This is a genomic window from Streptomyces sp. Edi2 (assembly GCF_040253635.1).
In the GTDB taxonomy this organism is placed as follows: domain Bacteria; phylum Actinomycetota; class Actinomycetes; order Streptomycetales; family Streptomycetaceae; genus Streptomyces.
Genome location: NZ_JBEJGX010000003.1, coordinates 3,895,079 through 3,920,181, shown reverse-complemented (window position 1 = coordinate 3,920,181; position 25,103 = coordinate 3,895,079). Strand labels below are relative to the sequence as shown.

The following is a 25,103-nucleotide window of genomic DNA, read 5'->3' as shown; positions in this document are numbered from 1 at the left end:
ACATGCTGATCCCTCGCAGGGTCAAGCACCGCAAGCAGCACCACCCGAAGCGCAGCGGTATGGCCAAGGGTGGCACCGAGCTGGCCTTCGGTGAGTACGGCATCCAGGCCGTCACCCCGGCTTACGTGACGAACCGTCAGATCGAGTCCGCTCGTATCGCGATGACCCGTCACATCAAGCGTGGCGGCAAGGTCTGGATCAACATTTACCCGGACCGCCCGCTCACGAAGAAGCCGGCCGAAACCCGCATGGGTTCCGGTAAGGGTTCTCCGGAGTGGTGGGTCGCGAACGTCAAGCCCGGTCGGGTGATGTTCGAGCTGTCCTTCCCGAACGAAAAGGTTGCCAAGGAGGCGCTGACCCGCGCCGCCCACAAGCTTCCGATGAAGTGCCGCATTGTGCGGCGCGAGGCAGGTGAGTCGTGATGGCGGCCGGTATCAAGGCGACCGAGCTGCGCGAGCTGAATGACGAGGACCTCGTCGGCAAGCTTCGTGAGGCCAAGGAGGAGCTGTTCAACCTCCGCTTCCAGGCGGCGACCGGACAGCTCGAGAACCACGGTCGGCTCAAGTCCGTCCGTAAGGACATCGCCCGGATCTACACCCTGATGCGTGAGCGCGAGCTGGGCATCGAGACGGTGGAGAGCGCCTGATGAGCGAGAAGAATGTGACTGAGACGAACGAGCGCGGTTTCCGCAAGACCCGTGAGGGTCTCGTCGTCAGCGACAAGATGGACAAGACCGTCGTCGTCGCTGTCGAGGACCGTGTCAAGCACGCGCTGTACGGCAAGGTCATCCGCCGTACGAACAAGCTCAAGGCGCACGACGAGCAGAACGCTGCCGGCGTCGGCGACCGCGTCCTCCTGATGGAGACCCGGCCGCTGTCCGCCACCAAGCGCTGGCGCATCGTCGAGATCCTCGAGAAGGCCAAGTAATCCCTCCTAGGGGGACCCCCTAGGAACAGTTCCGCCAGGCTCGGCAGGGGCCCACTCGTCAGAGGAAAGCCCCTGCCGGGAACCGGCAGACACACAGGAGATAGACGTGATCCAGCAGGAGTCGCGACTTCGGGTCGCCGACAACACTGGTGCGAAGGAAATCCTTTGCATCCGTGTTCTCGGTGGTTCCGGTCGCCGCTACGCGGGCATCGGTGACGTCATCGTCGCCACCGTGAAGGATGCGATCCCCGGTGGCAACGTGAAGAAGGGTGACGTCATCAAGGCGGTCATCGTTCGCACCGTCAAGGAGCGCCGCCGTCCGGACGGCTCGTACATCCGCTTCGACGAGAACGCGGCCGTCATCCTCAAGAACGATGGCGACCCCCGCGGCACCCGCATCTTCGGCCCCGTGGGCCGGGAGCTGCGCGAGAAGAAGTTCATGAAGATCATCTCGCTCGCGCCGGAGGTGCTGTAACCGATGAAGATCAAGAAGGGCGACCTGGTCCAGGTCATCACCGGTAAGGACAAGGGCAAGCAGGGCAAGGTCATCCAGGCCTTCCCCCGCGAGGACCGTGTCCTGGTCGAGGGTGTCAACCGGGTCAAGAAGCACACCAAGGCCGGACAGACCGCTCGTGGTTCGAAGACCGGCGGCATCGTGACGACCGAAGCCCCTGTCCACGTGAGCAACGTTCAGCTCGTGGTGGAGAAGGACGGCAACAAGGTCGTCACCCGCGTCGGGTACCGCTTCGATGACGAGGGCAACAAGATCCGCGTTGCCAAGCGGACCGGTGAGGACATCTGATGACTGCCACCACCAACGCGCCGCGTCTCAAGACGCGCTACCGCGAAGAGATCGCCGGGAAGCTGAAGGACGAGTTCTCGCTCGAGAACGTCATGCAGATCCCCGGTCTGACCAAGATCGTGGTCAACATGGGTGTGGGCGACGCCGCCCGCGACTCCAAGCTGATCGAGGGCGCCATCCGCGACCTCACCACGATCACCGGACAGAAGCCGGCCGTCACGAAGGCCCGTAAGTCCATCGCGCAGTTCAAGCTGCGTGAGGGCCAGCCGATCGGTGCCCACGTCACCCTCCGCGGTGACCGCATGTGGGAGTTCCTGGACCGCCTGCTGTCGCTGGCGCTGCCGCGCATCCGCGACTTCCGTGGTCTGTCCCCGAAGCAGTTCGACGGTCGGGGCAACTACACCTTCGGTCTCACGGAGCAGGTCATGTTCCACGAGATCGACCAGGACAAGATCGACCGGACGCGGGGCATGGACATCACCGTGGTCACCACGGCGTCCAACGACGATGAGGGCCGCGCCCTGCTTCGTCACCTCGGCTTCCCGTTCAAGGAGAACTGACCGTGGCGAAGAAGGCTCTGATCGCTAAGGCGGCTCGTAAGCCGAAGTTTGCTGTCCGCGCGTACACGCGTTGCCAGCGCTGCGGCCGTCCGCACTCCGTCTACCGCAAGTTCGGCCTGTGCCGCGTGTGCCTTCGTGAGATGGCTCACCGTGGCGAGCTGCCGGGCGTGACCAAGAGCTCCTGGTAATCCCTTCATTGGGACGACCAGGGCTCTCGGTAAGCATTCGGCCGGCGGGCGCCCATCCCTCTTTTCCCGTAGGGTAGAGGGGTTTGGGCGCACCGCCGCCCGAGACCGACCGCGGGCCGAGCCCGCATAAAGTCGCTTACTACGCCGTAGGTCCCCGCGCCGCACCCGTCCCGACTCTGATCGGGGAGAGGGATGGCGCACATAGGAAACCCCGGCGAGAGAGGCCGAAGGCCAATTCATGACCATGACTGATCCCATCGCAGACATGCTGACCCGTCTGCGTAACGCGAACTCGGCGTACCACGACACCGTCGTGATGCCGCACAGCAAGATCAAGTCGCACATCGCGGAGATCCTCCAGCAGGAGGGCTACATCACCGGCTGGAAGGTCGAGGACGCCGAGGTTGGCAAGAACCTCACCCTCGAGCTGAAGTTCGGCCCGAACCGCGAGCGCTCGATCGCCGGCATCAAGCGGATTTCGAAGCCGGGCCTGCGGGTCTACGCAAAGTCCACCAACCTGCCGAAGGTCCTCGGCGGCCTGGGCGTGGCGATCATCTCCACGTCCCACGGTCTCCTGACCGGTCAGCAGGCCAGCAAGAAGGGCGTGGGTGGGGAAGTCCTCGCCTACGTCTGGTAACCAGGGAACGGAGGAATAGCTAATGTCGCGTATTGGCAAGCTGCCCATCCAGGTTCCCGCTGGTGTGGACGTCACCATCGATGGCCGTACGGTCGCGGTGAAGGGCCCCAAGGGTTCTCTCTCGCACACCGTCGCGGCGCCCATCGAGGTCGCCAAGGGTGAGGACGGCGTCATCGCCGTCACCCGCCCGAACGACGAGCGTCAGAACAAGGCCCTGCACGGCCTGTCCCGCACGCTGGTGGCGAACATGATCACCGGCGTGACCCAGGGCTTCAGCAAGGCGCTCGAGATCAGCGGTGTCGGTTACCGCGTCCAGGCGAAGGGCTCCAACCTGGAGTTCTCCCTGGGCTACAGCCACCCGATCCTGATCGAGGCCCCCGAGGGCATCTCCTTCAAGGTCGAGTCCCCGACCAAGCTCAGCGTCGAGGGCATCGACAAGCAGAAGGTCGGCGAGGTTGCGGCGAACATCCGCAAGCTGCGCAAGCCTGACCCGTACAAGGCCAAGGGCGTCAAGTACGCCGGCGAGGTCATCCGCCGCAAGGTCGGAAAGGCTGGTAAGTAAGCCATGGCATACGGTGTGAAGATCGCCAAGGGCGACGCTTACAAGCGGGCCGCCGCCAAGCGGCGCCACATCCGGATCCGTAAGCGGATTTCGGGTACCCCGGACCGTCCGCGTCTGGTGGTGACGCGGTCCAACCGTGGCATCACCGCTCAGGTCATCGACGACATCGCGGGCCACACGCTGGCCTCCGCGTCGAGCCTGGACGCGTCGATCCGTGGTGGCGAGGGCGACAAGAGCGCTCAGGCCAAGCAGGTCGGTTCCCTGGTCGCCGAGCGTGCCAAGGCCGCCGGTGTCGAGGCCGTCGTGTTCGACCGTGGTGGCAAGCAGTACGCCGGGCGGATTGCCGCTCTGGCCGACGCCGCCCGCGAAGCCGGGCTGAAGTTCTAAGCCCCGGTTCCGGAGCTAGCGGACGTAACAGAGAGAGGTAAATCCAATGGCTGGACCCCAGCGCCGCGGGAGCGGTGCCGGTGGCGGCGAGCGGCGGGACCGGAAGGGTCGCGACGGTGGCGCTGCCGCCGAGAAGACCGCATACGTTGAGCGCGTTGTCGCGATCAACCGTGTCGCCAAGGTTGTCAAGGGTGGCCGTCGCTTCAGCTTCACCGCGCTGGTCGTGGTGGGCGATGGTGACGGCACCGTAGGTGTCGGTTACGGCAAGGCCAAGGAAGTTCCGGCTGCCATCGCCAAGGGCGTGGAAGAGGCCAAGAAGAACTTCTTCAAGGTCCCCCGTATCCAGGGCACCATCCCTCACCCCATCCAGGGCGAGAAGGCTGCGGGCGTTGTCCTGCTCAAGCCGGCTTCCCCCGGTACCGGTGTGATCGCCGGTGGCCCCGTGCGTGCCGTTCTGGAGTGCGCGGGCATCCACGACGTGCTGAGCAAGTCGCTCGGTTCGTCGAACCCGATCAACATCGTGCACGCCACGGTGACCGCGCTTCAGGGCCTTCAGCGCCCCGAGGAGATCGCGGCCCGTCGTGGCCTGCCGCTGGAGGACGTTGCTCCCGCCGCTCTGCTGCGGGCGCGTGCCGGGGTGACCGCGTAATGGCGCACCTCAAGATCACGCAGACGAAGTCCTTCATCGGTAGCAAGCAGAACCACCGCGACACCCTCCGTTCGCTGGGCCTCAAGCGGCTCAACGACGTGGTTGTCAAGGAGGACCGTCCCGAGTTCCGCGGCATGGTGCACACCGTCCGCCACCTCGTGACGGTTGAGGAGGTCGACTGACATGGCGGAGAACAACCCGCTGAAGGTCCACAACCTCCGGCCCGCCCCGGGCGCCAAGACTGCCAAGACCCGTGTCGGTCGTGGTGAGGCGTCCAAGGGTAAGACCGCTGGTCGTGGTACCAAGGGCACGAAGGCCCGTTACCAGGTTCCGGAGCGCTTCGAGGGCGGGCAGATGCCCCTCCACATGCGCCTCCCGAAGCTGAAGGGCTTCAAGAACCCCGCCCACAAGCAGTTCCAGGTCGTGAACCTGGACAAGCTGGCCGCGCTCTACCCGCAGGGTGGCGAGGTCACGGTGACCGACCTGGTCGCCAAGGGCGCGGTGCGCAAGAACGAGCTCGTCAAGGTGCTCGGCACCGGCGAGATCTCCGTGGCGCTGCAGGTGACGGTTGACGCCGTTTCCGGCTCCGCCAAGGAGAAGATCGCCGCTGCCGGCGGCGCCGTCACCGAACTCATCTGAGTTCGCTGGCTCAACTGACCGGGGATGCCCATCGTTTGGGGCATCCCCGGTTGGTCGTTCCACGGGGGTATGGTCGCCGGTAAGGTGGGATGGACTGTTGTTTTCCGGGCTTCGTCCCGGACCCCCGCCGCGTGGGCCGTGTCCGCGCGGTTTTGCCCGCTACGTATTCGTCGATCCTCAAGACCGTCACCTCTCGCATTCAAGGCGGGAGGCGCAGGAGGCACCGTGCTCACCGCGTTCGCCCGAGCGTTCAAGACGCCCGACCTGCGCAAGAAGCTGCTGTTCACACTGGGCATCATCGTGCTCTACCGGATCGGCGCACACGTCCCGGTCCCCGGGGTCAACTATGCGAACGTCGAGACCTGCATGAAGCAGGCCGGCGGGAGCAGCGGGTTGTTCGCCCTGGTGAACATGTTCAGCGGTGGTGCGCTGCTGCAGATCACGATCTTCGCGCTGGGGATCATGCCGTACATCACGGCGAGCATCATCCTCCAGCTGCTGACCGTGGTGATCCCGCGGCTGGAAGCCCTCAAGAAAGAGGGCCAGTCCGGGCAGGCGAAGATCACCCAGTACACCCGCTATCTGACCGTGGCGCTCGCCATCCTGCAGGGCACCGGCCTGGTGGCCACCGCCCGCAGCGGTGCGCTCTTCCAGAGCTGCCCCGTCGCCACCGAGATCGTCCCCAGCAGCTCGATCTTCACCACGATCACCATGGTCATCACGATGACCGCCGGCACCGGCCTGATCATGTGGCTCGGTGAGCTCGTCACCGACCGCGGTATCGGCAACGGCATGTCGATCCTGATGTTCATCTCGATCGCCGCCGGCTTCCCGGGCGCGCTGTGGCAGATCAAGCTCACCGGCAAGCTGGCCGACGGCTGGATCGAGTTCTTCGCCGTCATCGCGGTCGGCCTGGCGATGGTCGCCCTGGTGGTCTTCGTCGAGCAGGCCCAGCGGCGCATCCCGGTGCAGTACGCGAAGCGGATGATCGGCCGCCGGTCCTATGGCGGAACGTCCACTTACATCCCGCTCAAGGTGAACCAGGCGGGTGTGATTCCCGTCATCTTCGCGTCATCGCTGCTCTACATTCCAGCCCTCATCGCACAGTTCAGCGGGTCGAAGGCGGCATGGGCGCAGTGGATCGCCACCAACTTCACCAAGGGAAATCACCCGGTTTACATCGTTACGTACTTCCTGCTGATCGTATTCTTCGCCTTCTTCTACGTCGCCATCAGCTTCAACCCCGAAGAAGTTGCCGACAACATGAAGAAGTATGGTGGCTTCATCCCGGGTATCCGGGCTGGTCGCCCGACGGCCGAGTACCTCAGCTACGTGCTCAACCGGATCACGTGGCCGGGCTCGCTGTACCTGGGGCTGATCGCGCTCGTACCAACAGTGGCGTTGGTGCTTTTCAACGCGAACCAGAACTTCCCGTTCGGCGGGACGAGCATCCTGATCATCGTGGGTGTGGGTCTGGAGACCGTGAAGCAGATCGAGAGCCAGCTTCAGCAGCGCAACTACGAAGGGTTCCTCCGCTGATGCGAATCGTCCTCGTCGGACCCCCGGGGGCCGGCAAGGGTACGCAGGCTGCGTACCTTGCCAAGAACCTCGAGATCCCGCACATCTCCACGGGGGACCTGTTCCGCGCCAACATCAGCCAGGGCACGCCCCTCGGCCGCGAGGCGAAGTCGTACATGGACGCCGGCAACCTGGTGCCCGACTCGGTCACCATTGCGATGGCCGAGGACCGTATGGAGCAGCCCGACGCGGCAAACGGTTTCCTCCTGGACGGCTTCCCGCGCAACCTTGGCCAGGCCAAGGCGCTGGACGAGTACCTCAAGGACAAGAACCTCAAGCTGGATGCCGTCCTGGACCTGGAGGTCCCCGAGGACGAGGTCGTCAAGCGGATCGCCGGCCGGCGCATCTGCCGCAACGACTCCAGCCACGTCTTCCACGCGGAGTACAACAAGCCGAAGACCGAGGGCGTCTGTGACGTCTGCGGCGGCGAGCTGTACCAGCGGGACGACGACCGCGAGGAGACCGTCCGCAAGCGGCTGGAGGTCTACCACACGGAGACCGAGCCGATCATCGATTACTACAAGGACCAGGACCTGGTCGTCACCATCCCCGCCATGGGGAAGGTCGACGAGGTCACCCGGCGCTCCATGGCGGCCCTGCCGTCGCGGGACGCGTAGCAGCACACGGCTTCCGATACGGCCGCGGTGCCCGCAAGGGTGCCGCGGCCGTATCGTGTACGGGGCGGTCGTGACGGCCGCCGGATATGCGTTGCAGTCGGTTCAGGAAGGCGCCAGCCGTCATGGTGGAGATCAAGACCCCCGAGCAGATCGCGAAGATGCGCGAGGCGGGGCTGGTGGTCGCCGCCATTCACGCGGCGACCCGTCAGGCCGCGGTGCCCGGCGCCACGACCAAGGACCTGGACGACGCGGCACGCAAGGTGCTCGCCGAGCACGGAGCGAAGTCGAACTTCCTCGGTTACGGCGGCTTCCCCGCGACGATCTGCACCTCGGTCAACGATGTCGTGGTCCACGGCATCCCCGACACCGAGACGGTGCTGCAGAACGGCGACATCATCTCCATCGACTGCGGCGCGATCATCGACGGCTGGCACGGCGACGCGGCCTACACCGCCTTCGTCGGGTCCGGTCACTCCGACGAGCTGGTCGAGCTGAGCCGGGTCACCGAGGAATCGATGTGGGCCGGTATCGCGGCGGTCGCCAAGGGCAACCGCCTGGTCGACATCTCCAAGGCGATCGAGGGCTACATCCGCCGCCAGCCCCGGCCGGCGAGCGGGAAGTACGGCATCGTCGAGGACTACGGCGGCCACGGCATCGGCTCGCAGATGCACATGGACCCGCACCTGCTGAACTACGTCGACCGCAAGCGCGGCCGCGGCCCCAAGCTGGTGCCCGGCTTCTGCATCGCCATCGAGCCGATGGTCAATCTCGGCACGGCCAAGACCCACGTCCTCGACGACGACTGGACGGTCAAGTCGAACGACGGCAGCTGGTCCTCGCACTGGGAGCACTCGGTCGCGCTGACCGAGGACGGCCCGCTGGTGCTGACCTCGCCGGACGGCGGTAAGGCCAAGCTCGCCGAGCTGGGGATCACGGCGGCGCCCGACCCCCTCGCCTGACCTTTCCCCGAGGTCCCGAAGGCCGGGGGAGGACCCATCGCCTGTCCCGTCCCGGGTGGCCTGACGCTCCCGTCGGCCCGGCTTACCCGGCGGCCTGACGCGCCCGGTCGACCGGCCCCGGGCGTAAGGATCTCCCCGGGTGGGCAATAATCCTGGATTCGTCTTTTGCTGGGCGCTGACGTAGACTAACGCGTCGGCTCTCGTGCATCCGTATGCCCTCTTGGTCGAGGGTGTGGTGCGGGATAGTCGATCAAGGTAGCCGATTCGAAGGGCGAAGCGTGGCCAAGAAGCAAGGTGCCATCGAGATCGAGGGCACCGTGATCGAGTCCCTCCCGAACGCCATGTTCAAGGTGGAGCTCCAGAACGGTCACAAGGTCCTCGCGCACATCAGCGGAAAGATGCGGATGCACTACATCCGTATCCTCCCGGATGACCGGGTCGTCGTGGAGCTCTCTCCCTACGACCTGACGCGTGGCCGGATCGTCTACCGCTACAAGTAGATCTTGTCGCCGCCCCGCTCCCGTGGGGTGACGGCACTGACCCGGAGAACCTCACATCCCATGAAGGTCAAGCCGAGCGTCAAGAAGATCTGCGACAAGTGCAAGGTGATCCGCCGCCACGGCCGGGTCATGGTCATCTGCGACAACCTGCGCCACAAGCAGCGCCAGGGCTGACGCACGCCGACCACCTGCATTTCGCAGTTTTCGCGCGACGCAAGCACATACGTACATACGCAGTCACCCGACCCCCGCATCACTCGCGTGGGGACGACACCCCCGGCTCGGAGGCCGGGGACCCGGCTCGTAATTCTGCAGAGTCTTACGGGAACGGTGCTGCGGAAGACCTCCGAATAGCCATCAGGAGCCACATCAATGGCACGCCTCGCAGGCGTTGATCTCCCGCGCGAAAAGCGTGTGGAGGTCGCCCTCACCTACGTCTTCGGTATCGGGCGGACGCTGTCGCAGCAGACCCTCGCCGCCACCGGCGTGGACCCGAACACCCGTGTTCGCGACCTTGCTGAGGAAGACCTCATCAAGATCCGCGAGTTCGTGGACAACAACCTCAAGACCGAGGGTGACCTCCGTCGCGAGATTCAGGCCGACATCCGCCGCAAGGTCGAGATCGGCTGCTACCAGGGTCTGCGTCACCGTCGCGGTCTGCCGGTGCACGGTCAGCGCACCAGCACGAACGCCCGTACCCGCAAGGGTCCGCGTCGCGCGATCGCCGGCAAGAAGAAGCCGGGCAAGAAGTAGTCCTCAGCAGGACGCACTGTGTGCCCTGGGGGAGACCCCTCAGGCCCCTGCAAGCGGTCTTCGCTGTAGGACCGACCACCTCCACGGGAGTAATGAATGCCTCCGAAGGGCCGTACGGCCGGCGCCAAGAAGGTGCGCCGCAAGGAGAAGAAGAACGTTGCCCACGGGCACGCTCACATCAAGAGCACGTTCAACAACACGATCGTTTCGATCACGGACCCCACGGGCAACGTGATCTCTTGGGCCTCTGCCGGCCACGTCGGCTTCAAGGGCTCGCGCAAGTCCACCCCCTTCGCCGCGCAGATGGCCGCCGAGTCGGCCGCCCGCCGCGCGCAGGAGCACGGCATGCGCAAGGTCGACGTCTTCGTCAAGGGTCCCGGCTCCGGCCGTGAGACCGCGATCCGCTCCCTCCAGGCCACCGGCCTCGAGGTCGGCTCGATCCAGGACGTCACCCCCACTCCGCACAACGGATGCCGCCCGCCCAAGCGCCGGCGCGTCTGACGCACTGAGGTAACGGAGACAACTGGAAAATGGCGCGATACACCGGGGCCGACTGCAAGCGTTGCCGTCGGGAGAAGCAAAAGCTCTTCCTCAAGGGGAGCAAGTGCGAGAGCGCGAAGTGCCCGATCGAGATCCGTCCTTACCCCCCGGGTGAGCACGGTCGCGGGCGCACCAAGGACAGCGAGTACCTGCTCCAGCTTCGTGAGAAGCAGAAGTGCAGCCGTATCTACGGTGTCCTGGAGAAGCAGTTCGTGAACTACTACAAGGAAGCGAACCAGAAGACCGGCAAGACCGGTGAGAACCTTCTGCGCATCCTTGAGACCCGTCTCGACAACGTGGTTTACCGGGCCGGTTTTGCCAAGTCCCGCGACCACGCCCGTCAGCTGGTCCGTCACGGACACATCACGGTGAACGGCCGCAAGACCGACATTCCGTCGGCTCGCGTGGCCGTGAGCGACATCGTCGAGGTCCGCCAGGCCTCTCGGAACCTGACCCCGTTCGCGGTGGCGCAGGCCGAGGCCGGCGAGAGGACCGTTCCGGCCTGGCTGGAAGCGATTCCCTCGAACCTGCGGATCCTCGTGCACAGCATGCCCGAGCGCCAGGTGATCGACACCCAGGTGCAGGAGCAGCTGATCGTTGAGCTCTACTCCAAGTAAGAGCTGACCGGTGGGGGCGGTACGGAGCTGTATGCGCCGTGCCGCCCGTACCCTTGTCAGTACAGCGGGCGTCAAATAGCGGGCGTCCACGACTGAAGGATCGAACACCATGCTGATTGCTCAGCGTCCCTCGCTGACCGAAGAGGTCGTCGACGAATACCGCTCCCGGTTCGTGATCGAGCCGCTGGAGCCGGGCTTCGGCTACACCCTCGGCAACTCCCTCCGTCGGACCCTCCTGTCCTCGATTCCGGGTGCGGCGGTCACGTCCATCCGCATCGACGGTGTCCTGCACGAGTTCACCACCGTGCCGGGCGTCAAGGAGGACGTCACCGACCTCATCCTCAACATCAAGCAGCTGGTCGTCTCCTCGGAGCACGACGAGCCGGTCGTGATGTACCTGCGCAAGCAGGGCCCCGGCCTGGTCACCGCCGCGGACATCGCCCCGCCGGCCGGTGTCGAGGTGCACAACCCGGACCTGGTCCTCGCCACGCTCAACGGCAAGGGCAAGCTGGAGATGGAGCTGACCGTCGAGCGCGGTCGCGGCTACGTCTCCGCCGTCCAGAACAAGCAGGTGGGCCAGGAGATCGGCCGTATCCCGGTCGACTCCATCTACTCGCCGGTGCTCAAGGTCACGTACAAGGTCGAGGCGACCCGTGTCGAGCAGCGCACCGACTTCGACAAGCTGATCGTCGACGTCGAGACCAAGCAGGCCATGCGCCCGCGTGACGCCATGGCGTCCGCCGGTAAGACCCTGGTCGAGCTGTTCGGTCTGGCGCGCGAGCTCAACATCGACGCCGAGGGCATCGACATGGGCCCGTCCCCCACGGACGCCGCCCTGGCCGCCGACCTGGCGCTGCCGATCGAGGAGCTGGAGCTCACGGTCCGCTCGTACAACTGCCTCAAGCGTGAGGGCATCCACTCCGTGGGTGAGCTCGTGGCGCGCTCCGAGGCCGACCTGCTCGACATCCGCAACTTCGGTGCGAAGTCGATCGACGAGGTCAAGGCGAAGCTGGCCGGCATGGGCCTGGCCCTCAAGGACAGCCCGCCCGGATTCGACCCGACCGCCGCTGCCGACGCGTTTGGCGCGGACGACGACGCGGATGCGGGTTTCGTCGAGACCGAGCAGTACTAAGAGCTCGGGCGAGACAGCCGGATTGTGACTGCGCGGCCGCTGTGGCTGGTCGCGCAGTTCCCCGCGCCCCTTACGGGGCGCAGGTTGTTGCCGGTGAGCAACCGCTCACCGGGCCCTGACCTCGGTACCTGATACGGCCGGGGCAGATACCAAGGAGAAAGAAAATGCCGAAGCCCGCCAAGGGTGCCCGTCTGGGCGGCAGCGCTGCGCACGAGCGCCTCATGCTGCGCAACCTGGCCACCTCGCTCTTCGAGCACGGCCGCATCACGACGACCGAGGCCAAGGCCCGTCGTCTGCGTCCGTACGCGGAGCGTCTGGTGACCAAGGCGAAGAAGGGCGACCTTCACAACCGCCGTCAGGTCATGCAGCTGATCTCGGACAAGAGCGTCGTGCACACGCTCTTCACGGAGATCGCCCCGCGGTTCGAGAACCGCCCGGGTGGCTACACCCGTATCACCAAGATCGGTAACCGCCGTGGCGACAACGCGCCCATGGCCGTCATCGAGCTGGTGGAGGCGCTGACCGTGGCCCAGCAGGCCACCGGTGAGGCCGAGGCCGCGACGAAGCGTGCGGCCAAGGACGCGGAGGCGGCCCCGGCTGCCGAGGCGACCGAGGAGTCGAAGGACGCCTGAGTCCTGACCGACGTGTGAGCGGGTCCGCCCTTCGGGGCGGGCCCGCTTTCGCATGCGCGGGCGGGCGGTGGCGGGGCCGGTCCGCGGTGCCCGGGGCGCCGTGCCCGGGGGAGGAGCACGGGGGAGGCGCCCGTGCGGAACGGCCGCCCGTGGTGTGAGGGAGGATTGCTGTCGTGAGTGACGAAGTGGAGCCCGGGTTCGTCCGGGTGCGGATGGACCTTTCCTACGACGGAAAGGACTTCTCCGGGTGGGCGAAGCAGGCCGGTGGCCGGCGGACCGTGCAGGGGGAGATCGAGGATGCGCTGCGGACCGTGACGCGGTCCGGGGAGGCGTATGAGCTCACCGTGGCCGGGCGGACGGATGCGGGGGTGCATGCGCGGGGGCAGGTGGCGCATGTGGACCTGCCCGCGGCGGTGTGGGCCGAGCATCAGGACAAGCTGCTGCGGCGGCTGGCCGGGCGGCTGCCCAAGGATGTGCGGGTGTGGCGGCTGGCCGAGGCGCCGTACGGGTTCAATGCGCGGTTCTCGGCGATCTGGCGGCGGTATGCGTACCGGGTGACCGACCACCACGGGGGCGTGGATCCGCTGCTGCGCGGCCATGTGCTGTGGCACGACTGGGAGCTGGACGTCGAGGTGATGAACGAGGCCTCGCGGCCGCTGCTGGGGGAGCACGACTTCGCGGCGTACTGCAAGCGGCGGGAAGGCGCGACGACGATCCGGACGCTGCAGGAGCTGAGCTGGTCGCGCGGGGCGGACGGGATCATCACGGCGACCGTGCGGGCGGATGCCTTCTGCCACAACATGGTGCGGTCGCTGGTGGGGGCGATGCTGTTCGTCGGCGACGGGCACCGGCCGGTGGAGTGGCCGGGGAAGGTGCTCGCCGCCGGGGTGCGGGACTCCGCCGTCCATGTCGTGCGGCCGCACGGGCTGACGCTGGAGGAGGTCGGCTACCCGGCCGATGACCTGCTGATGGCGCGCAACCAGGAGGCGCGCAACAAGCGGACGCTGCCCGGGGGCGGCGGCGGGGGCGGCTGCTGCTGAGCGGTCGCCCCGGGAGCCTTCGGGGCGCCGCCGGACAGGGCGGCGCCACCGGAGGCGGTCAGGACTTGCCGGCCTTCTTCTGGGCTTCCCTCAGCTGCTGCTCGGCGGCCTTGGCGGCCTGGTCCTTGCCGCGCTGGGTGATCTGGCTGAACGCATAGGCGCCGCCGTCCCGGGCGATCTGGCGGGCCTTGGTCTCCGTGGCGGTGACGTCCTTGCCGTTGAGGTAGCCGGCGATCGTGAAGTAGGCGTAGCGGCCGGTGGCATTGGTCGCCATCCGGCACTTCGTGCCCTGGCAGAAGTCCGAGGGGACTCCGCCGCCGGGCAGCGGCATGAGGTTCGCCTTGTTCTCGTTCATGACCTTGGCGGCCAGGGCGGGCGAGTCGAAGACCGCGACGCCGACGGTGACCGCGACGCCGCCCTTGGCGTAGGTGGCGCGCAGCAGTTGCTTGCAGCCGTTGTGGGACAGCGAGGAGACCAGCGGCCCCTGGGCGGCGGCGGTGCAGTCCTTGGTGGTGGCGGTCTTGGTGCGCGGGTAGGTGTGCGCGCCGACGACCATGCTCTTCTGCGCGAAGAGGGTGGCCGGGGTGAGCGGTGCCCGGTCCTTCTTGGGGTCGGAGATGTAGTCCCGCGGGTTGGGCGGGGGCGGCACGGAGACGTCGGGGAAGGACGGCTGGTCGTCCGGCGCCGCGGCCTGGTCGGACGCCGTGGGCGACGCCGTCGGCTTGCCGCCCGGCGAGCCGCTGCCGCCGGCTATGACGGCGAAGGTGACGATGCCGGCCACCGCGAGCGCCGCCAGCGCTCCGCCGCCGATCCACAGCCGGCGTTTGCGGCGGGTCTGTGCCTCGCTCTCCTCGGCCAGTGCACCCCAGTCCGGAGTGGACGACGAAGAACCCCCGGGGCCGTCGAACGGCCCCCCTTGCCCAAAGCTCATGCCGCGCATCCTAATGGGGTTGGTGGAACGCCCGGAGGCCGGTCACAATCCCGCTCATGGGACATCTTGAGGCCGGACATCTGGAGTACTACCTGCCGGACGGGAGGGTCCTGCTGGGAGACGTGTCCTTCCGGGTGGGGGAGGGCGCGTCGGTGGCGCTGGTGGGAGCCAACGGCGCCGGCAAGACGACGCTGCTGCGGCTGATCGCGGGGGAGCTCCAGCCGCACGGCGGGGCGGTGACGGTCAGCGGCGGGCTGGGCGTGATGCCGCAGTTCGTGGGCTCGGTACGGGACGAGCGCACGGTGCGTGACCTGCTGGTCTCGGTGGCGCAGCCGCGGATCAGGGCGGCGGCGGCCGCGGTGGACGCGGCCGAGCTGGCGATGATGACCGCCGAGGGCGATGACGAGGCCGCGCAGATGGCCTATGCCCAGGCGCTCAGCGACTGGGCCGAGGCGCGCGGCTACGAGGCCGAGACGGCCTGGGACATCTGCACGACGGCGGCCCTGGGGATGCCGTACGAGAAGGCGCAGTGGCGGCAGGTGCGCACGCTGTCCGGGGGTGAGCAGAAGCGGCTGGTGCTGGAGTCGCTGCTGCGCGGCACGGACGAGGTGCTGCTGCTGGACGAGCCGGACAACTATCTGGACGTGCCCGGCAAGCGCTGGCTGGAGGAACAGCTCCGGCAGACCCGTAAGACGGTGCTGTTCGTCTCGCACGACCGGGAGCTGCTGGCCCGGGCCGCGGAGAAGATCGTCAGCGTCGAGCCGGGCCCCGCGGGCTCCGACGTCTGGGTGCACGGCGGCGGCTTCGACACGTATCACGAGGCGCGCAAGGAGCGCTTCGCCCGCTTCGAGGAGCTGCGGCGGCGCTGGGACGAGAAGCATGCGCAGCTCAAGAAGCTGGTGGTCTCGCTGCGCCAGGCGGCCTCGGTCAGCCACGAGCTGGCCTCGCGCTATGCGGCGGCGCAGACCCGGCTGAAGAAGTTCGAGGAGGCCGGGCCGCCGCCGGAGCCGCCGCGCGAGCAGGACATCACCATGCGGCTGCGCGGCGGGCGCACCGGGGTACGGGCGATCACCTGCGAGGGGCTGGAGCTGACCGGCCTCATGAAGCCCTTCTCCCTGGAGGTCTTCTACGGCGAGCGGGTCGCGGTCCTCGGCTCGAACGGGTCGGGCAAGTCCCACTTCCTGCGGCTGCTGGCCGGGGACGAGCAGAACCCCGTCCCGCACACCGGCGCATGGAAGCTCGGCGCCCGCGTCGTCCCGGGCCACTTCGCGCAGACCCACGCCCACCCCGAGCTGCTGGGCCGCACCCTGCTCGACATCCTGTGGACCGAGCACGCCAAGAACAAGGGGCAGGCCATGTCGGCGCTGCGCCGCTACGAGCTGGAGCAGCAGGCCGAGCAGCGCTTCGAACGGCTCTCCGGCGGCCAGCAGGCCCGCTTCCAGATCCTGCTGCTGGAGCTGTCCGGCACGACCGCGCTGCTGCTCGACGAGCCGACCGACAACCTGGACCTGGAGTCGGCGGAGGCGCTGCAGGAGGGGCTGGAGGCGTACGAGGGGACGGTGGTGGCGGTGACCCACGACCGGTGGTTCGCGCGGTCCTTCGACCGGTTCCTGGTCTTCGGCTCGGACGGGCTGGTACGGGAGACGGCGGAGCCGGTGTGGGACGAGCGGCGGGTGGTGCGCGAGCGGTAGGCCGCGGCCGACGGCGGCTCTGTGGCGCCGGTGCCGGTGCCGGTGGGGCGGCGGTGCCGGTGGGGACACGGGTGCCGGTTCCGGTGGGGACGTGGGGCCGTGGATACGCACGGTGACCGGCAAGGCGGCGGAGGCCGGTACCGCACGCCGGTTCGGGGGGCGTTTTGACCCCACCGGGGCCGGGCCGGTATTCTGCCTGTTCGTTATGCGTATTGGCTTGCTCTATCTCACGTGAGGGGGCCCTTACGCGGTCCACCGGGCCGATGACCAGCGACGGACGATCGGGTTGCGTCACCCGTAGTGCCGCTCCTGCTGGTGTGATCGGTAGCGGTGACCAGTACAGGACCCATCCCTGAGGCCTCAGGCCCCGGGGATACCCCACCTCTGAAGAAGCGAAGGCTAACCGTGCGTACGTTCAGCCCCAAGCCCGGCGATGTCCAGCGCCAGTGGCACATCATTGACGCGCAGGACGTTGTCCTGGGCCGTCTGGCCACCCAGGCCGCGTCCCTCCTGCGGGGTAAGCACAAGCCCGTTTACGCGCCGCACGTTGACATGGGTGACTTCGTCATCATCGTCAACGCCGACAAGGTGCACCTGTCCGGCAACAAGCGGACCCAGAAGATGGCCTACCGCCACTCTGGCTTCCCGGGTGGTCTGCGCTCCGTCCGCTACGACGAGCTGCTCGACAAGAACCCCGAGAAGGCCGTCGAGAAGGCCATCAAGGGCATGCTCCCCAAGAACACCCTCGGCCGTCAGATGCTCTCGAAGCTGAAGGTCTACGCGGGCGCCGAGCACCCGCACGCTGCGCAGCAGCCGGTGCCGTTCGAGATCACCCAGGTCGCGCAGTAGTTCCGGCCACCCCCTAAGACGACAGAGAATTCTGAGGAGCATCGTGGCCGAGACCACTCCCGAGACCGTCATCGAGAACGACGACGCCGTCGAGGAATACACCACTGAGACCGAGGTCGTGGAGTCGGAGTACACCTCCGAGTCCCTCGCCTCCCGCTTCGGCGACCCGCAGCCGGCTGCCGGCCTGGGCCGTCGCAAGAACGCCATTGCCCGCGTCCGGATCGTTCCGGGCACCGGCCAGTGGAAGATCAACGGTCGCACCCTTGAGGGCTACTTCCCCAACAAGGTGCACCAGCAGGAAGTCAACGAGCCCTTCAAGGTGCTCGAGCTCGACAACCGCTACGACGTGGTCGCCCGCATCTCCGGCGGCGGCATCTCCGGCCAGGCCGGTGCGCTGCGCCTGGGCGTGGCCCGTGCGCTGAACGAGGCGGACGTCGACAACAACCGCGGCGCGCTGAAGAAGGCCGGGTTCCTCAAGCGTGACGACCGTGCGGTCGAGCGCAAGAAGGCCGGTCTGAAGAAGGCCCGTAAGGCGCCGCAGTACAGCAAGCGCTAATCCGCGCTCGCTGCGACATGCAGCACTTGGCGAACGCCCCGGTGGCACGGATCCGTGCCACCGGGGCGTTCGGCTATCCAGGACCTGGGGCGTATACCTGGACTTAATGCTCTGGTCCAAGCTCATCTACTCGGAGGACACCAGTGGGACGACTCTTCGGCACGGACGGTGTGCGCGGCGTCGCCAATGCGGATCTGACGGCGGAGCTGGCGCTCGGTCTGTCGGTCGCTGCGGCGCATGTGCTCGCGGAAGCGGGCACCTTCGAAGGTCACCGGCCGGTGGCGGTGGTCGGACGCGATCCACGCGCGTCCGGGGAGTTCCTGGAGGCTGCGGTCGTCGCGGGCCTGGCCAGTGCCGGCGTGGACGTGCTGCGGGTGGGGGTGCTGCCGACCCCGGCGGTCGCCTATCTGACCGGTTCCCTCGGTGCGGACCTCGGTGTGATGCTCTCCGCCAGTCACAACCCGATGCCCGACAACGGCATCAAGTTCTTCGCCCGCGGCGGCCACAAGCTCGCCGACGAGCTGGAGGACCGGATCGAGAAGACCTACCGCTCCCACAGCGCCGGTGAGCCCTGGGAGCGGCCGACCGGTGCGGGCGTGGGCCGGGTCACCGTCTACGACGAGGGCTTCGACAACTACGTCGCGCACCTCGTCGGCGTGCTGCCCAACCGCCTGGACGGGCTGAAGATCGTCATCGACGGTGCCCACGGTGCGGCGGCGCGGGTCTCGCCCGAGGCCTTCGCGCGGGCCGGCGCCGATGTCATCACGATCGGCACCGACCCCGACGGCCTGAACATCAACGACGGCTGTGGCTCCACCCACCTCCAGCTGCTGCGTGCGGCCGTCGTCGAGCACGGCGCCGACCTGGGTGTCGCCCACGACGGCGACGCGGACCGCTGCCTGGCCGTGGACCGCGAGGGCAACGAGGTCGACGGCGACCAGATCCTGGCCGTGCTGGCGCTCGGGATGCGCGAGGCGGGGATGCTGCGCAAGAACACCGTCGTCGCCACCGTGATGTCCAACCTGGGCTTCAAGCTGGCCATGGAGCGCGAGAGCATCGACCTCGTCCAGACCGCGGTCGGCGACCGCTACGTCCTGGAGGAGATGAAGGCGCACGGCTTCGCGCTGGGCGGTGAGCAGTCCGGGCACGTCATCGTGCTGGACCACGCCACCACCGGCGACGGCACGCTGACCGGTCTGATGCTGGGCGCCCGGGTGGCCGCGACCGGCCGGCCGCTGGCCGACCTGGTGGACGTCATGGAGCGGCTGCCGCAGATCCTCATCAACGTCCCCGACGTCGACAAGTCGCGGGTGACCACCTCCCCCGAGCTGACCGCGGCGGTCGCCGAGGCGGAGCGGGAGCTGGGCGCCACCGGCCGGGTGCTGCTGCGGCCGTCCGGCACCGAGCCGCTGGTGCGGGTGATGGTGGAGGCCGCGGACATCGAGCAGGCGCGGGCGGTGGCCGAGCGGCTGGCCGACGCGGTCAAGTCCGCGTTGGGCTAGCCCCGTCCTTCCGGCCCGGCATGACGAAGGCCCCGCCCGGCATCGGGCGGGGCCTTTTCGTGGGCGGCCGGACAGTCAGGGACAGGCCTTAGCCGGCCCGTTGCCCGGTGTTCTGCCGGGCCCACAGCAGCTTCTGGGCGGTCAGGGTCAGGGTGCCGGCCAGGACGATGCCCGCCAGGTTCAGCAGCAACTGCTCCATGGAGAGCCAGGCTTGGCCGTACTCCTGGTAGCCGAGTGCCACCGCGGCGTTGGCGGCAGCCGGGACGGTGGTCACGGAGATCGCCACACCGACCAGGGCGCCCGACTTCGCCGACGTCAGCGAGAGCACCCCGGCGATACCGGCGAGCACGGCGACGACGAACGAGAACCAGTCGGGCCGGTAGATGAAGTGGGTGTTCGGGCGCGCGGCGTCCAGGTCCTCGATGTGGAAGAGGCCCACTGCGTCCATGAAGAGGCTGAAGCCCACGGTGACCGCCATCGCCACCACGAACCCCACGAGCAGCGCCACCAGGGAGCGCCAGGCCAGCCGTGGGGCCCGGCGGACGAGCGCGGTGCAGATACCGGCCAGCGGTCCGAACTCCGGGCCCACGGCCATCGCGCCGACGATCAGGATCGCGTTGTCGAGGACGACACCGCAGGCCGCGATCATCGTGGCGACCGTCAGGAACGCCAGATAGGTCGCGGAGAGCGTCGACTCCTCATGGGTGGCGTCGGTCAGCGACTCCCACAGCACGGCGTCGGAGCCCTCACCGGGGGCGTCCTCCGCCGCCCGGTCGGCCCGCCGGGACAGCGACAGATCGATGTTCTCCAGCGCGATGGAACCGGTCCTGTCCAGCTCCATCGCCCGGAGCCCGGCCAGCAGACCGTCAGCGGCCTCCCGTGCGACGTCGCACATCACCACGTCGCCCTGCGGGTCGCGGGCCGCCCCGCTCAGCACCACCAGATGGGTCACTCCGACGGTCGTCTCCAGCAGCCGGAGCACGTCGTCCGTGCGGCTGTCGGGGGCGATCAGACGTAGATGCAGCACGGTGTGCGCCTTCCTAGAGCTTGCGCAACGACAGCCGCTGCACCTTGTGGTCCGGCCCCTTGCGCAGCACCAGGTTGGCGCGGCCGCGGGTCGGGGCCACGTTCTGCTGCAGGTTGGGCTTGTTGACGGTGCGCCAGATCATCCGGGCGTAGTCGAGGGCTTCGTCCTCGGAGACCTGGGTGTACTTGCGGAAGTACGAGAACGGGTTCTGGAAGGCCGTCTCGCGCAGCTTGCGGAAGCGCCCGAGATACCACTTCTCGATGTCCTCGGTGCGGGCGTCGACGTAGACGGAGAAGTCGAAGAAGTCGGCGAGCCCGAGGCGGGTGCGGCCGTCCTTGCCCGGCAGCGCCGGCTGCAGGACGTTCAGGCCCTCGACGATGAGGATGTCCGGGCGGTGCACGGTCAGCCGCTCGCCGGGCACGATGTCGTAGATGAGGTGGGAGTAGACGGGGGCGGTGACCTCCGCCTTGCCGGCCTTCACATCCGCGACGAAGCGGGTCAGCGCCCGCCGGTCGTAGGACTCGGGGAAACCCTTACGGGACATCAGGCCGCGGCGGTGCAGCTCGGCGTTGGGGAACAGGAAGCCGTCGGTGGTGACCAGCTCGACGCGCGGATGCTCGGGCCAGCGGGCCAGCAGCGCCTGCAGCAGCCGGGCGGTGGTGGACTTCCCGACCGCCACGCTGCCCGCGACCCCGATGACGAACGGGGTGCCGGGCTGGGGGCCGCCGCCCGCATCGCCGAGGAAGGTGTTCAGCGCGCCGCGCAGATTGCTGGTGGCGCCGACGTAGAGGTTGAGGAGCCGGGACAGCGGGAGGTAGACATCGCGCACCTCGTCGAGGTCGATGACATCGCCCAGGCCCCGCAGCCGTTCGACCTCGTCGGCCGTCAGGGGCAGGGGGGTCTTCTCCCGCAGGGCGCTCCACTGTGCGCGCGTCAGATCGACGTACGGGGAGCTGTCGGCGCGGCGTCGTTGCTGCGGATCGGTCGTCAGGGGCACGCGCCCATTGTGCGCAGCCGCCACCCGCCGTTCATCTCGGGGTGTCACGGTGGGCACCCCGGGCTGCTCGCCCGGGTACCGCGGAGGCCGGTCTTGTGGACGTCAGGGCGGGCTTGGGGGCTTCTCTGCCCGGGTGTCTGTACCCGAGGGTTTTTGCCCGGTACGGTCGGCAGCGGGGAGAGGCCCGGCTGCGGGCCGAGGACGATTCAGGGGGTGCGTGTGGGAGCGCGTAGGGCCGGCCTGCTGGGACAGTGGCCGTGGGGGAGGACCACAAGCGCGACCGGGGGCCGGGCGGCGGATGCCGCCTCGGACGGCTTCGCCGCGCGGGTGTACGCCGAGCTGGCGGAGGAGCTGCCCGAAGAGGACCTGGGGGAAGATTTACAGGACTTCCTGGAACGCTACGAGCCGGGCAGCGAACTCGGTGCGGACGCAGAGGCGGACGAGGAGTTCCTGGAGACGGTGCGCGAGGCGCATGCGCGGATAGCGCGGGGGTTTTGAGGCGAGTTGGACACCGTCAACCGGTGTCCGGCTGCGGGCCTCCGTGATCGCTGTGGACCTGTTCTCTTACGTGGTCCTCCGATCTCCCGGGTCGATCGCCCGGGTCTCCGTGCTCCGTGTGCTGCCGGACCGGCCAGCACACTCCCTGTCGGGCTCCTGGTCGGCGCGCACCGCTGATTCGGTACACCGCGGCTGAGCGGGAGGCGTTGACGCTCGGCGCCCGTGACGGCATGTTCCACCTGCACTGGCCCCCGCGGGCTGTAGCCCCGCTCCGATACCTTGGAGCGGGGCACAGCGCGTCAGGTCAGTGGCGCACGGCGGGGCGCCGTGGGCTACTCGTCGAGGTAGAGCAGCGCGGTGATCGTCTTCGTGCGCACGTCGCAGTGCATCGGCGCCTCGATGCCGGCCAGGTCGCACTCGATGACGTGATCCGCCTCTCATCAGCCCTAGCCGAGCAGATAGGCAACCCGCTGCTTCAGTGGCATCTCCAGCTCCAGGTTGTTGCCGCGCTGCATGCCTTGTAGGAACTCAGACGCCACCACCAGCTCAGAGAAGCGTCCAGTCGGCGTGTCCAGGACACTTGCGAACTCCTGTCGGACACGAGCAGCGGTCTCCGGGACCGTCAGGCTGGAGATGAACAAGGTCGCTGCGTCGTACCCCGCAGGCGCCTTACCCCAACGCTCCCAGTCGAGGATGCACAGTTCGGGGCTGATGAGGTTGCTCCACTGGATGTCAGCGTGCGCGGTGGACCACTCCGGTACCTCAGTGTCCAGCTCCGTCCCGAGGAACTTCGGCATTGCCCAGTGAAGTCGTTCCTGGCGGATGGCGACGCGATCTGTCTTCGCTTTGGTCAGGGAGTCCAGCGATGTCCGCAGATCCTTCCACCACGTATCAGGCAGGTCCGGAGAAGTGGACAGTAGCGCCCCGTCGCTCAATGGCTGCCGGGTTACCCGGTCGTACAGCTCCGCCCGGTAGGCGAACTCGTCTGCCCTCCACTCGCTGATCTCATGGAGCCTAGGGCGGGGGATGCCGTCGGGAACAGCTTTTTCCGCTGCCTCTGCGCCATCCCATGAGGGCGTGCGGTCGGCAGGAATACAGCTCAGTCGAAGCCAGAGAGCCTTGTCGGCTGGACCGCTGATGCCCTTTCCCTCCCACCCCCAGATGGGTGGACCGGCGAGAGTCACATGGAGGACAGAGGCAGCGTGGCGCAGAGCCTGTTGCAGGCGTCCCGCAGTGACGTCATCAGGAGCTGAAGGCATCGACAATCCTCCGGAGTTGAGGCGACGTGATGGGCCGCGAGACAGCGGCGGCGGCATCGGCCCAGTGTTCCGGCGTGCTCGCGGAGAGCAAAATCCTCGTCACGCCAGGGGATGAGGCCAGAGTGCCGAGAACCGCTTCCAACGGCGTCATGCCCGGCACAAGCTGTTTGGCCACGTCCGGTGTCACGATGCTCATCAGCTCCCCTCCATGCAGTGGAGCGGAGGCGAACACTTCAAGGCCCGCCTCGTACGCATCCAGGAGTACGCCCCGGCCACGAACCGCTTCCGCGAGCGGCGAGAGCTGCACCAGGGATAGCGGGAGCTGGATGGTTCGCAAATGGTGGCGCGGACCACCGGCCCGGTGGGCGAGGGCCAACAGCCGATCGACTGTCATCAGGTCGTCGTGCAGACCGGACCAGGTTGCAATGCCGTACCCCCTTGTAATCCCCCGAGCACAGGACTCCTCCAGGGCCTCGAATGCCGGAAGGAGGCTTTGCTCCAGTTCTTTGGGAGTACGGTGCCCGGTTTCCGGGTTGTGGAGAAACACGATGTCGGCCGCGCGGCCTAGATCCTCCTTACTGCGGGCGGTTTGCCAGCTCAGGAAGGCCGGCTTAAGGCTGTGCCCTCGGTCTGCCTGTTCCTGAGTCAGGACGCCGGCCTCCACAGCTTCGGATGCCCGAGCCTTCGTGAAAAACCCCGCCTTCGTGGAGACCCGCATCCCTGGATAGGTCGCCAAAACTGGTGCGAGCTGCCGTTCCGCTTGGCCCTGCTGGTAGTTCGGCGCGGTGTCGATCCAATCAACGTCCGCCTTCACCGCGACTTCCGCTGATTCTGCTACTCCTCGGCATCGGTAGGTACCCAGAGCCAGCGTGGCGGTCACAGTTCGCTCCCTACCGCTGCAACCTGTCCCTTGACCAACTCTTCCACCACTCTGGCGGCCTGTTGCAGGGTGAGGTCCGTACCATCGGTAAGGCCATTAAGCGTATGCGGCTGCCCATCAGTGAGCCGTTCCAGCAACGTGCGGGCAGCATTGGCGAACGTCCAGCTCTCACCGCCTGCGGTCAGCACAACGTTCCCTTCCTCATCAGACGCGAGCGTGTGCCTTGTCGTCAGCATCTGAACAAGCTGTTCAGGCTCGGTGGGTATGGCCGCGATGTGAGGGAGAGAGGTGCGGAACCTAATGCGCTCTGTGGCGTCATGATGGCCGGCATAACGGTCAACGAGGCTTCCGCTGTCCAATTCTTTGGTCAGCAGATCGCGGAGCGCGTCCACGAAATCCTGCTTCTCCTGCGCAGTGCCGAAGCGCGGCAGATCTCTCCGTACAACGTCGTCCCTACGAAGGATCTCAGAGAGCCAGATGATCAGGTCGGAGCCGGTCATGGAGGTTAGCCCACATGTCAGATGGAGGGACCGTTCACCCTCGGACGCCGCGACGTTGTGCCACCAGCCGCGCGGAAGGTAGAGCACGTCCCCGGCCTTGAGGACGAATTCGGCAGTAGGCACGTCAGGAGGCTCGTCCGGAAGCTGCACATCGCGGTGCATCGGCGCTACGCGTGTCGGGCCGTAGAGCTTCCACCGCTTCGATCCGTCGAGCTGGACGACCACAACATCGTGATCATCCCAATGTGTCCCGAAGCCCTCGCGACCGCTCCACGAGGCGTACAGGTTGACTTGGACCTGGGTGCGAAGCCAGCGTTCAAGGTCGCCTGCCAAACGCTGTACCCCAGGGTGTAGCTCGTCGATCGCATCAATAACCAAGGTCGCGCCCTGGTCGATCTGCTGGTGGAATGCTGCGGGGTGAAGGCGGTGCCACACCGTGCTGCGCCGTGTCACGAACGGGAGCGTGTAGGCGTCCTGGGGGACCATCTCCCCGTCCTTGGAGAGCCGCAGGCGCGGTACCTCCATGCGATTCCGGCCGAGAATCCAATTGAGGTCGTCCCACGTCAGCAGGTCCGAGACCGTGCCGGCGTCGCCGCGTACCAAATGGTAAGTGCGGCCGAACGCCTCGGCGAGGAATAAGTCCCCGCCGAGGCGCGCGACGACCGCAGACGTATCAGCGGTCATGTTGAGTCCC

35 protein-coding genes are annotated in these 25,103 nt (G+C 67.4%); 29 read left to right on the top strand and 6 right to left on the bottom strand.

The window, feature by feature from the left end; translation table 11 throughout:
* Positions 1 to 2 precede the first annotated feature (2 nt).
* The 24 genes from rplP to truA all read left to right on the top strand — a co-directional run bounded on the left by rplP (position 3) and on the right by truA (position 13,719).
* The gene (gene rplP, locus ABR737_RS20545; RefSeq protein ID WP_006604880.1) at positions 3 to 422 is read left to right on the top strand and encodes a 50S ribosomal protein L16; all 420 of its coding nucleotides are present in this window, start codon (positions 3 to 5) and stop codon (positions 420 to 422) included.
* Positions 422 to 646 (top strand): 50S ribosomal protein L29, encoded by a 225-nt coding sequence (gene rpmC, locus ABR737_RS20540; RefSeq protein WP_030074787.1) that lies wholly within the window; start codon positions 422 to 424, stop codon positions 644 to 646. Before rplP ends, rpmC begins: the two co-directional genes overlap by 1 nt.
* On the top strand, positions 646 to 927 hold the full coding sequence (gene rpsQ, locus ABR737_RS20535; protein ID WP_006604882.1) for a 30S ribosomal protein S17: 282 nt from the start codon (positions 646 to 648) through the stop codon (positions 925 to 927). The genes rpmC and rpsQ overlap by 1 nt, the downstream gene beginning before the upstream one ends.
* A 106-nt stretch (positions 928 to 1,033) precedes the next feature.
* Positions 1,034 to 1,402 carry a 50S ribosomal protein L14 gene (gene rplN / locus ABR737_RS20530; protein WP_003992364.1) on the top strand — a complete coding sequence of 123 codons (369 nt, stop codon included), beginning with the start codon at positions 1,034 to 1,036 and terminating at the stop codon, positions 1,400 to 1,402.
* Between the two features lie 3 nt (positions 1,403 to 1,405).
* Positions 1,406 to 1,729, top strand: a complete 324-nt coding sequence (gene rplX / locus ABR737_RS20525; protein WP_006604883.1) for a 50S ribosomal protein L24 — start codon at positions 1,406 to 1,408, stop codon at positions 1,727 to 1,729.
* Positions 1,729 to 2,289 carry a 50S ribosomal protein L5 gene (rplE, locus tag ABR737_RS20520; protein WP_086717611.1) on the top strand — a complete coding sequence of 187 codons (561 nt, stop codon included), beginning with the start codon at positions 1,729 to 1,731 and terminating at the stop codon, positions 2,287 to 2,289. The genes rplX and rplE overlap by 1 nt, the downstream gene beginning before the upstream one ends.
* Before the next feature lie 2 nt (positions 2,290 to 2,291).
* Positions 2,292 to 2,477 (top strand): type Z 30S ribosomal protein S14, encoded by a 186-nt coding sequence (locus tag ABR737_RS20515; RefSeq protein ID WP_004571834.1) that lies wholly within the window; start codon positions 2,292 to 2,294, stop codon positions 2,475 to 2,477.
* A 238-nt stretch (positions 2,478 to 2,715) separates the two neighbouring features.
* Positions 2,716 to 3,114 carry a 30S ribosomal protein S8 gene (gene rpsH / locus ABR737_RS20510; RefSeq protein ID WP_227046489.1) on the top strand — a complete coding sequence of 133 codons (399 nt, stop codon included), beginning with the start codon at positions 2,716 to 2,718 and terminating at the stop codon, positions 3,112 to 3,114.
* A gap of 22 nt (positions 3,115 to 3,136) precedes the next feature.
* Positions 3,137 to 3,676 (top strand): 50S ribosomal protein L6, encoded by a 540-nt coding sequence (rplF, locus tag ABR737_RS20505; RefSeq protein ID WP_350251609.1) that lies wholly within the window; start codon positions 3,137 to 3,139, stop codon positions 3,674 to 3,676.
* Between the two features lie 3 nt (positions 3,677 to 3,679).
* Positions 3,680 to 4,063 (top strand): 50S ribosomal protein L18, encoded by a 384-nt coding sequence (gene rplR / locus ABR737_RS20500; protein WP_327156251.1) that lies wholly within the window; start codon positions 3,680 to 3,682, stop codon positions 4,061 to 4,063.
* Between the two features lie 46 nt (positions 4,064 to 4,109).
* Positions 4,110 to 4,712: a 30S ribosomal protein S5 gene (rpsE, locus tag ABR737_RS20495; protein WP_006604888.1), complete on the top strand. Its 603-nt coding sequence runs from the start codon at positions 4,110 to 4,112 to the stop codon at positions 4,710 to 4,712.
* A complete protein-coding gene (gene rpmD / locus ABR737_RS20490) occupies positions 4,712 to 4,894 on the top strand; it encodes a 50S ribosomal protein L30 (RefSeq protein ID WP_030074796.1) in 183 nt (60 codons plus the stop codon). Before rpsE ends, rpmD begins: the two co-directional genes overlap by 1 nt.
* A gap of 1 nt (position 4,895) precedes the next feature.
* Positions 4,896 to 5,351 (top strand): 50S ribosomal protein L15, encoded by a 456-nt coding sequence (gene rplO, locus ABR737_RS20485; RefSeq protein ID WP_350251608.1) that lies wholly within the window; start codon positions 4,896 to 4,898, stop codon positions 5,349 to 5,351.
* Positions 5,352 to 5,576: 225 nt separating this feature from the next.
* Positions 5,577 to 6,890 carry a preprotein translocase subunit SecY gene (gene secY, locus ABR737_RS20480; RefSeq protein WP_350251607.1) on the top strand — a complete coding sequence of 438 codons (1,314 nt, stop codon included), beginning with the start codon at positions 5,577 to 5,579 and terminating at the stop codon, positions 6,888 to 6,890.
* Positions 6,890 to 7,546, top strand: coding sequence for an adenylate kinase (locus tag ABR737_RS20475; RefSeq protein ID WP_350251606.1), 657 nt, complete (start codon positions 6,890 to 6,892; stop codon positions 7,544 to 7,546). Before secY ends, ABR737_RS20475 begins: the two co-directional genes overlap by 1 nt.
* Positions 7,547 to 7,668: 122 nt before the next feature.
* Entirely contained in the window at positions 7,669 to 8,505 is an 837-nt protein-coding gene (gene map, locus ABR737_RS20470; protein WP_350251605.1) for a type I methionyl aminopeptidase, read from the top strand.
* Positions 8,506 to 8,783: 278 nt separating this feature from the next.
* Positions 8,784 to 9,005 (top strand): translation initiation factor IF-1, encoded by a 222-nt coding sequence (infA, locus tag ABR737_RS20465; RefSeq protein ID WP_003956442.1) that lies wholly within the window; start codon positions 8,784 to 8,786, stop codon positions 9,003 to 9,005.
* A 60-nt stretch (positions 9,006 to 9,065) separates the two neighbouring features.
* A complete protein-coding gene (gene rpmJ, locus ABR737_RS20460; protein WP_003956441.1) occupies positions 9,066 to 9,179 on the top strand; it encodes a 50S ribosomal protein L36 in 114 nt (37 codons plus the stop codon).
* 198 nt (positions 9,180 to 9,377) lie between these two features.
* Entirely contained in the window at positions 9,378 to 9,758 is a 381-nt protein-coding gene (rpsM, locus tag ABR737_RS20455; RefSeq protein ID WP_129295752.1) for a 30S ribosomal protein S13, read from the top strand.
* Between the two features lie 96 nt (positions 9,759 to 9,854).
* Complete coding sequence (rpsK, locus tag ABR737_RS20450; RefSeq protein WP_004571845.1) at positions 9,855 to 10,259, top strand: 30S ribosomal protein S11; 405 nt, start codon at positions 9,855 to 9,857, stop codon at positions 10,257 to 10,259.
* Between the two features lie 29 nt (positions 10,260 to 10,288).
* The gene (gene rpsD / locus ABR737_RS20445; RefSeq protein WP_350251604.1) at positions 10,289 to 10,915 is read left to right on the top strand and encodes a 30S ribosomal protein S4; all 627 of its coding nucleotides are present in this window, start codon (positions 10,289 to 10,291) and stop codon (positions 10,913 to 10,915) included.
* Between the two features lie 109 nt (positions 10,916 to 11,024).
* Complete coding sequence (locus tag ABR737_RS20440) at positions 11,025 to 12,047, top strand: DNA-directed RNA polymerase subunit alpha (RefSeq protein WP_003956430.1); 1,023 nt, start codon at positions 11,025 to 11,027, stop codon at positions 12,045 to 12,047.
* A 164-nt stretch (positions 12,048 to 12,211) separates the two neighbouring features.
* A complete protein-coding gene (gene rplQ, locus ABR737_RS20435; RefSeq protein ID WP_088798397.1) occupies positions 12,212 to 12,679 on the top strand; it encodes a 50S ribosomal protein L17 in 468 nt (155 codons plus the stop codon).
* A 173-nt stretch (positions 12,680 to 12,852) separates the two neighbouring features.
* A complete protein-coding gene (gene truA, locus ABR737_RS20430; protein ID WP_350251603.1) occupies positions 12,853 to 13,719 on the top strand; it encodes a tRNA pseudouridine(38-40) synthase TruA in 867 nt (288 codons plus the stop codon).
* Positions 13,720 to 13,777: 58 nt separating this feature from the next.
* Here truA and ABR737_RS20425 read toward each other — a convergent pair whose 3' ends face one another.
* A complete protein-coding gene (locus ABR737_RS20425; protein ID WP_350251602.1) occupies positions 13,778 to 14,650 on the bottom strand; it encodes a hypothetical protein in 873 nt (290 codons plus the stop codon).
* Positions 14,651 to 14,706: 56 nt separating this feature from the next.
* Between ABR737_RS20425 and ABR737_RS20420 the strand changes: the two genes are divergently transcribed.
* From ABR737_RS20420 to glmM, 4 genes are all read left to right on the top strand, one after another.
* On the top strand, positions 14,707 to 16,341 hold the full coding sequence (locus ABR737_RS20420; RefSeq protein WP_350251601.1) for an ABC-F family ATP-binding cassette domain-containing protein: 1,635 nt from the start codon (positions 14,707 to 14,709) through the stop codon (positions 16,339 to 16,341).
* 405 nt (positions 16,342 to 16,746) lie between these two features.
* Entirely contained in the window at positions 16,747 to 17,190 is a 444-nt protein-coding gene (gene rplM, locus ABR737_RS20415; RefSeq protein WP_006604900.1) for a 50S ribosomal protein L13, read from the top strand.
* Positions 17,191 to 17,233: 43 nt separating this feature from the next.
* Positions 17,234 to 17,746 (top strand): 30S ribosomal protein S9, encoded by a 513-nt coding sequence (rpsI, locus tag ABR737_RS20410; protein ID WP_018090882.1) that lies wholly within the window; start codon positions 17,234 to 17,236, stop codon positions 17,744 to 17,746.
* 143 nt (positions 17,747 to 17,889) lie between these two features.
* Positions 17,890 to 19,248 carry a phosphoglucosamine mutase gene (gene glmM / locus ABR737_RS20405; RefSeq protein ID WP_350251600.1) on the top strand — a complete coding sequence of 453 codons (1,359 nt, stop codon included), beginning with the start codon at positions 17,890 to 17,892 and terminating at the stop codon, positions 19,246 to 19,248.
* Positions 19,249 to 19,336: 88 nt separating this feature from the next.
* Here glmM and ABR737_RS20400 read toward each other — a convergent pair whose 3' ends face one another.
* Positions 19,337 to 20,275, bottom strand: a complete 939-nt coding sequence (locus tag ABR737_RS20400; protein ID WP_350251599.1) for a DUF389 domain-containing protein — start codon at positions 20,273 to 20,275, stop codon at positions 19,337 to 19,339.
* Between the two features lie 13 nt (positions 20,276 to 20,288).
* Positions 20,289 to 21,272 carry a type I pantothenate kinase gene (gene coaA / locus ABR737_RS20395; protein ID WP_350251598.1) on the bottom strand — a complete coding sequence of 328 codons (984 nt, stop codon included), beginning with the start codon at positions 21,270 to 21,272 and terminating at the stop codon, positions 20,289 to 20,291.
* Between the two features lie 219 nt (positions 21,273 to 21,491).
* Between coaA and ABR737_RS20390 the strand changes: the two genes are divergently transcribed.
* Complete coding sequence (locus tag ABR737_RS20390) at positions 21,492 to 21,770, top strand: hypothetical protein (RefSeq protein WP_350251597.1); 279 nt, start codon at positions 21,492 to 21,494, stop codon at positions 21,768 to 21,770.
* Positions 21,771 to 22,216: 446 nt separating this feature from the next.
* Here the strand turns inward: ABR737_RS20390 and ABR737_RS20385 are convergent, their stop codons facing one another.
* From ABR737_RS20385 to ABR737_RS20375, 3 genes are read right to left on the bottom strand one after another with little or no spacing between them, the layout of a single operon-like run.
* Positions 22,217 to 23,029, bottom strand: coding sequence for a hypothetical protein (locus ABR737_RS20385; RefSeq protein ID WP_350251596.1), 813 nt, complete (start codon positions 23,027 to 23,029; stop codon positions 22,217 to 22,219).
* The gene (locus ABR737_RS20380; protein WP_350251595.1) at positions 23,013 to 23,909 is read right to left on the bottom strand and encodes an aldo/keto reductase; all 897 of its coding nucleotides are present in this window, start codon (positions 23,907 to 23,909) and stop codon (positions 23,013 to 23,015) included. Before ABR737_RS20380 ends, ABR737_RS20385 begins: the two co-directional genes overlap by 17 nt.
* Entirely contained in the window at positions 23,906 to 25,093 is a 1,188-nt protein-coding gene (locus ABR737_RS20375) for a cupin domain-containing protein (RefSeq protein ID WP_350251594.1), read from the bottom strand. The genes ABR737_RS20380 and ABR737_RS20375 overlap by 4 nt, the downstream gene beginning before the upstream one ends.
* Positions 25,094 to 25,103 lie beyond the last annotated feature (10 nt).

Excerpts from the sequence above, each read along its gene's own strand:
- rplF (WP_350251609.1), top strand. The coding sequence starts at position 3,137 with ATGTCGCGTATTGGCAAGCTGCCCATCCAGGTTCCCGCTGGTGTGGAC.
- rpsH (WP_227046489.1), top strand. The coding sequence starts at position 2,716 with ATGACCATGACTGATCCCATCGCAGACATGCTGACCCGTCTGCGTAAC.
- rpsQ (WP_006604882.1), top strand. The coding sequence starts at position 646 with ATGAGCGAGAAGAATGTGACTGAGACGAACGAGCGCGGTTTCCGCAAG.
- rplX (WP_006604883.1), top strand. The coding sequence starts at position 1,406 with ATGAAGATCAAGAAGGGCGACCTGGTCCAGGTCATCACCGGTAAGGAC.
- rplE (WP_086717611.1), top strand. The coding sequence starts at position 1,729 with ATGACTGCCACCACCAACGCGCCGCGTCTCAAGACGCGCTACCGCGAA.
- rpmD (WP_030074796.1), top strand. The coding sequence starts at position 4,712 with ATGGCGCACCTCAAGATCACGCAGACGAAGTCCTTCATCGGTAGCAAG.
- rpmC (WP_030074787.1), top strand. The coding sequence starts at position 422 with ATGGCGGCCGGTATCAAGGCGACCGAGCTGCGCGAGCTGAATGACGAG.
- rpsD (WP_350251604.1), top strand. The coding sequence starts at position 10,289 with ATGGCGCGATACACCGGGGCCGACTGCAAGCGTTGCCGTCGGGAGAAG.
- rplP (WP_006604880.1), top strand. The coding sequence starts at position 3 with ATGCTGATCCCTCGCAGGGTCAAGCACCGCAAGCAGCACCACCCGAAG.
- rplR (WP_327156251.1), top strand. The coding sequence starts at position 3,680 with ATGGCATACGGTGTGAAGATCGCCAAGGGCGACGCTTACAAGCGGGCC.
- ABR737_RS20425 (WP_350251602.1), bottom strand. The coding sequence starts at position 14,650 with ATGAGCTTTGGGCAAGGGGGGCCGTTCGACGGCCCCGGGGGTTCTTCG.
- rpsE (WP_006604888.1), top strand. The coding sequence starts at position 4,110 with ATGGCTGGACCCCAGCGCCGCGGGAGCGGTGCCGGTGGCGGCGAGCGG.
- rplQ (WP_088798397.1), top strand. The coding sequence starts at position 12,212 with ATGCCGAAGCCCGCCAAGGGTGCCCGTCTGGGCGGCAGCGCTGCGCAC.
- ABR737_RS20440 (WP_003956430.1), top strand. The coding sequence starts at position 11,025 with ATGCTGATTGCTCAGCGTCCCTCGCTGACCGAAGAGGTCGTCGACGAA.
- ABR737_RS20375 (WP_350251594.1), bottom strand. The coding sequence starts at position 25,093 with ATGACCGCTGATACGTCTGCGGTCGTCGCGCGCCTCGGCGGGGACTTA.
- map (WP_350251605.1), top strand. The coding sequence starts at position 7,669 with ATGGTGGAGATCAAGACCCCCGAGCAGATCGCGAAGATGCGCGAGGCG.
- rpsK (WP_004571845.1), top strand. The coding sequence starts at position 9,855 with ATGCCTCCGAAGGGCCGTACGGCCGGCGCCAAGAAGGTGCGCCGCAAG.
- rpsM (WP_129295752.1), top strand. The coding sequence starts at position 9,378 with ATGGCACGCCTCGCAGGCGTTGATCTCCCGCGCGAAAAGCGTGTGGAG.
- ABR737_RS20475 (WP_350251606.1), top strand. The coding sequence starts at position 6,890 with ATGCGAATCGTCCTCGTCGGACCCCCGGGGGCCGGCAAGGGTACGCAG.
- ABR737_RS20385 (WP_350251596.1), bottom strand. The coding sequence starts at position 23,029 with ATGCCTTCAGCTCCTGATGACGTCACTGCGGGACGCCTGCAACAGGCT.
- rplO (WP_350251608.1), top strand. The coding sequence starts at position 4,896 with ATGGCGGAGAACAACCCGCTGAAGGTCCACAACCTCCGGCCCGCCCCG.
- ABR737_RS20420 (WP_350251601.1), top strand. The coding sequence starts at position 14,707 with ATGGGACATCTTGAGGCCGGACATCTGGAGTACTACCTGCCGGACGGG.
- rpmJ (WP_003956441.1), top strand. The coding sequence starts at position 9,066 with ATGAAGGTCAAGCCGAGCGTCAAGAAGATCTGCGACAAGTGCAAGGTG.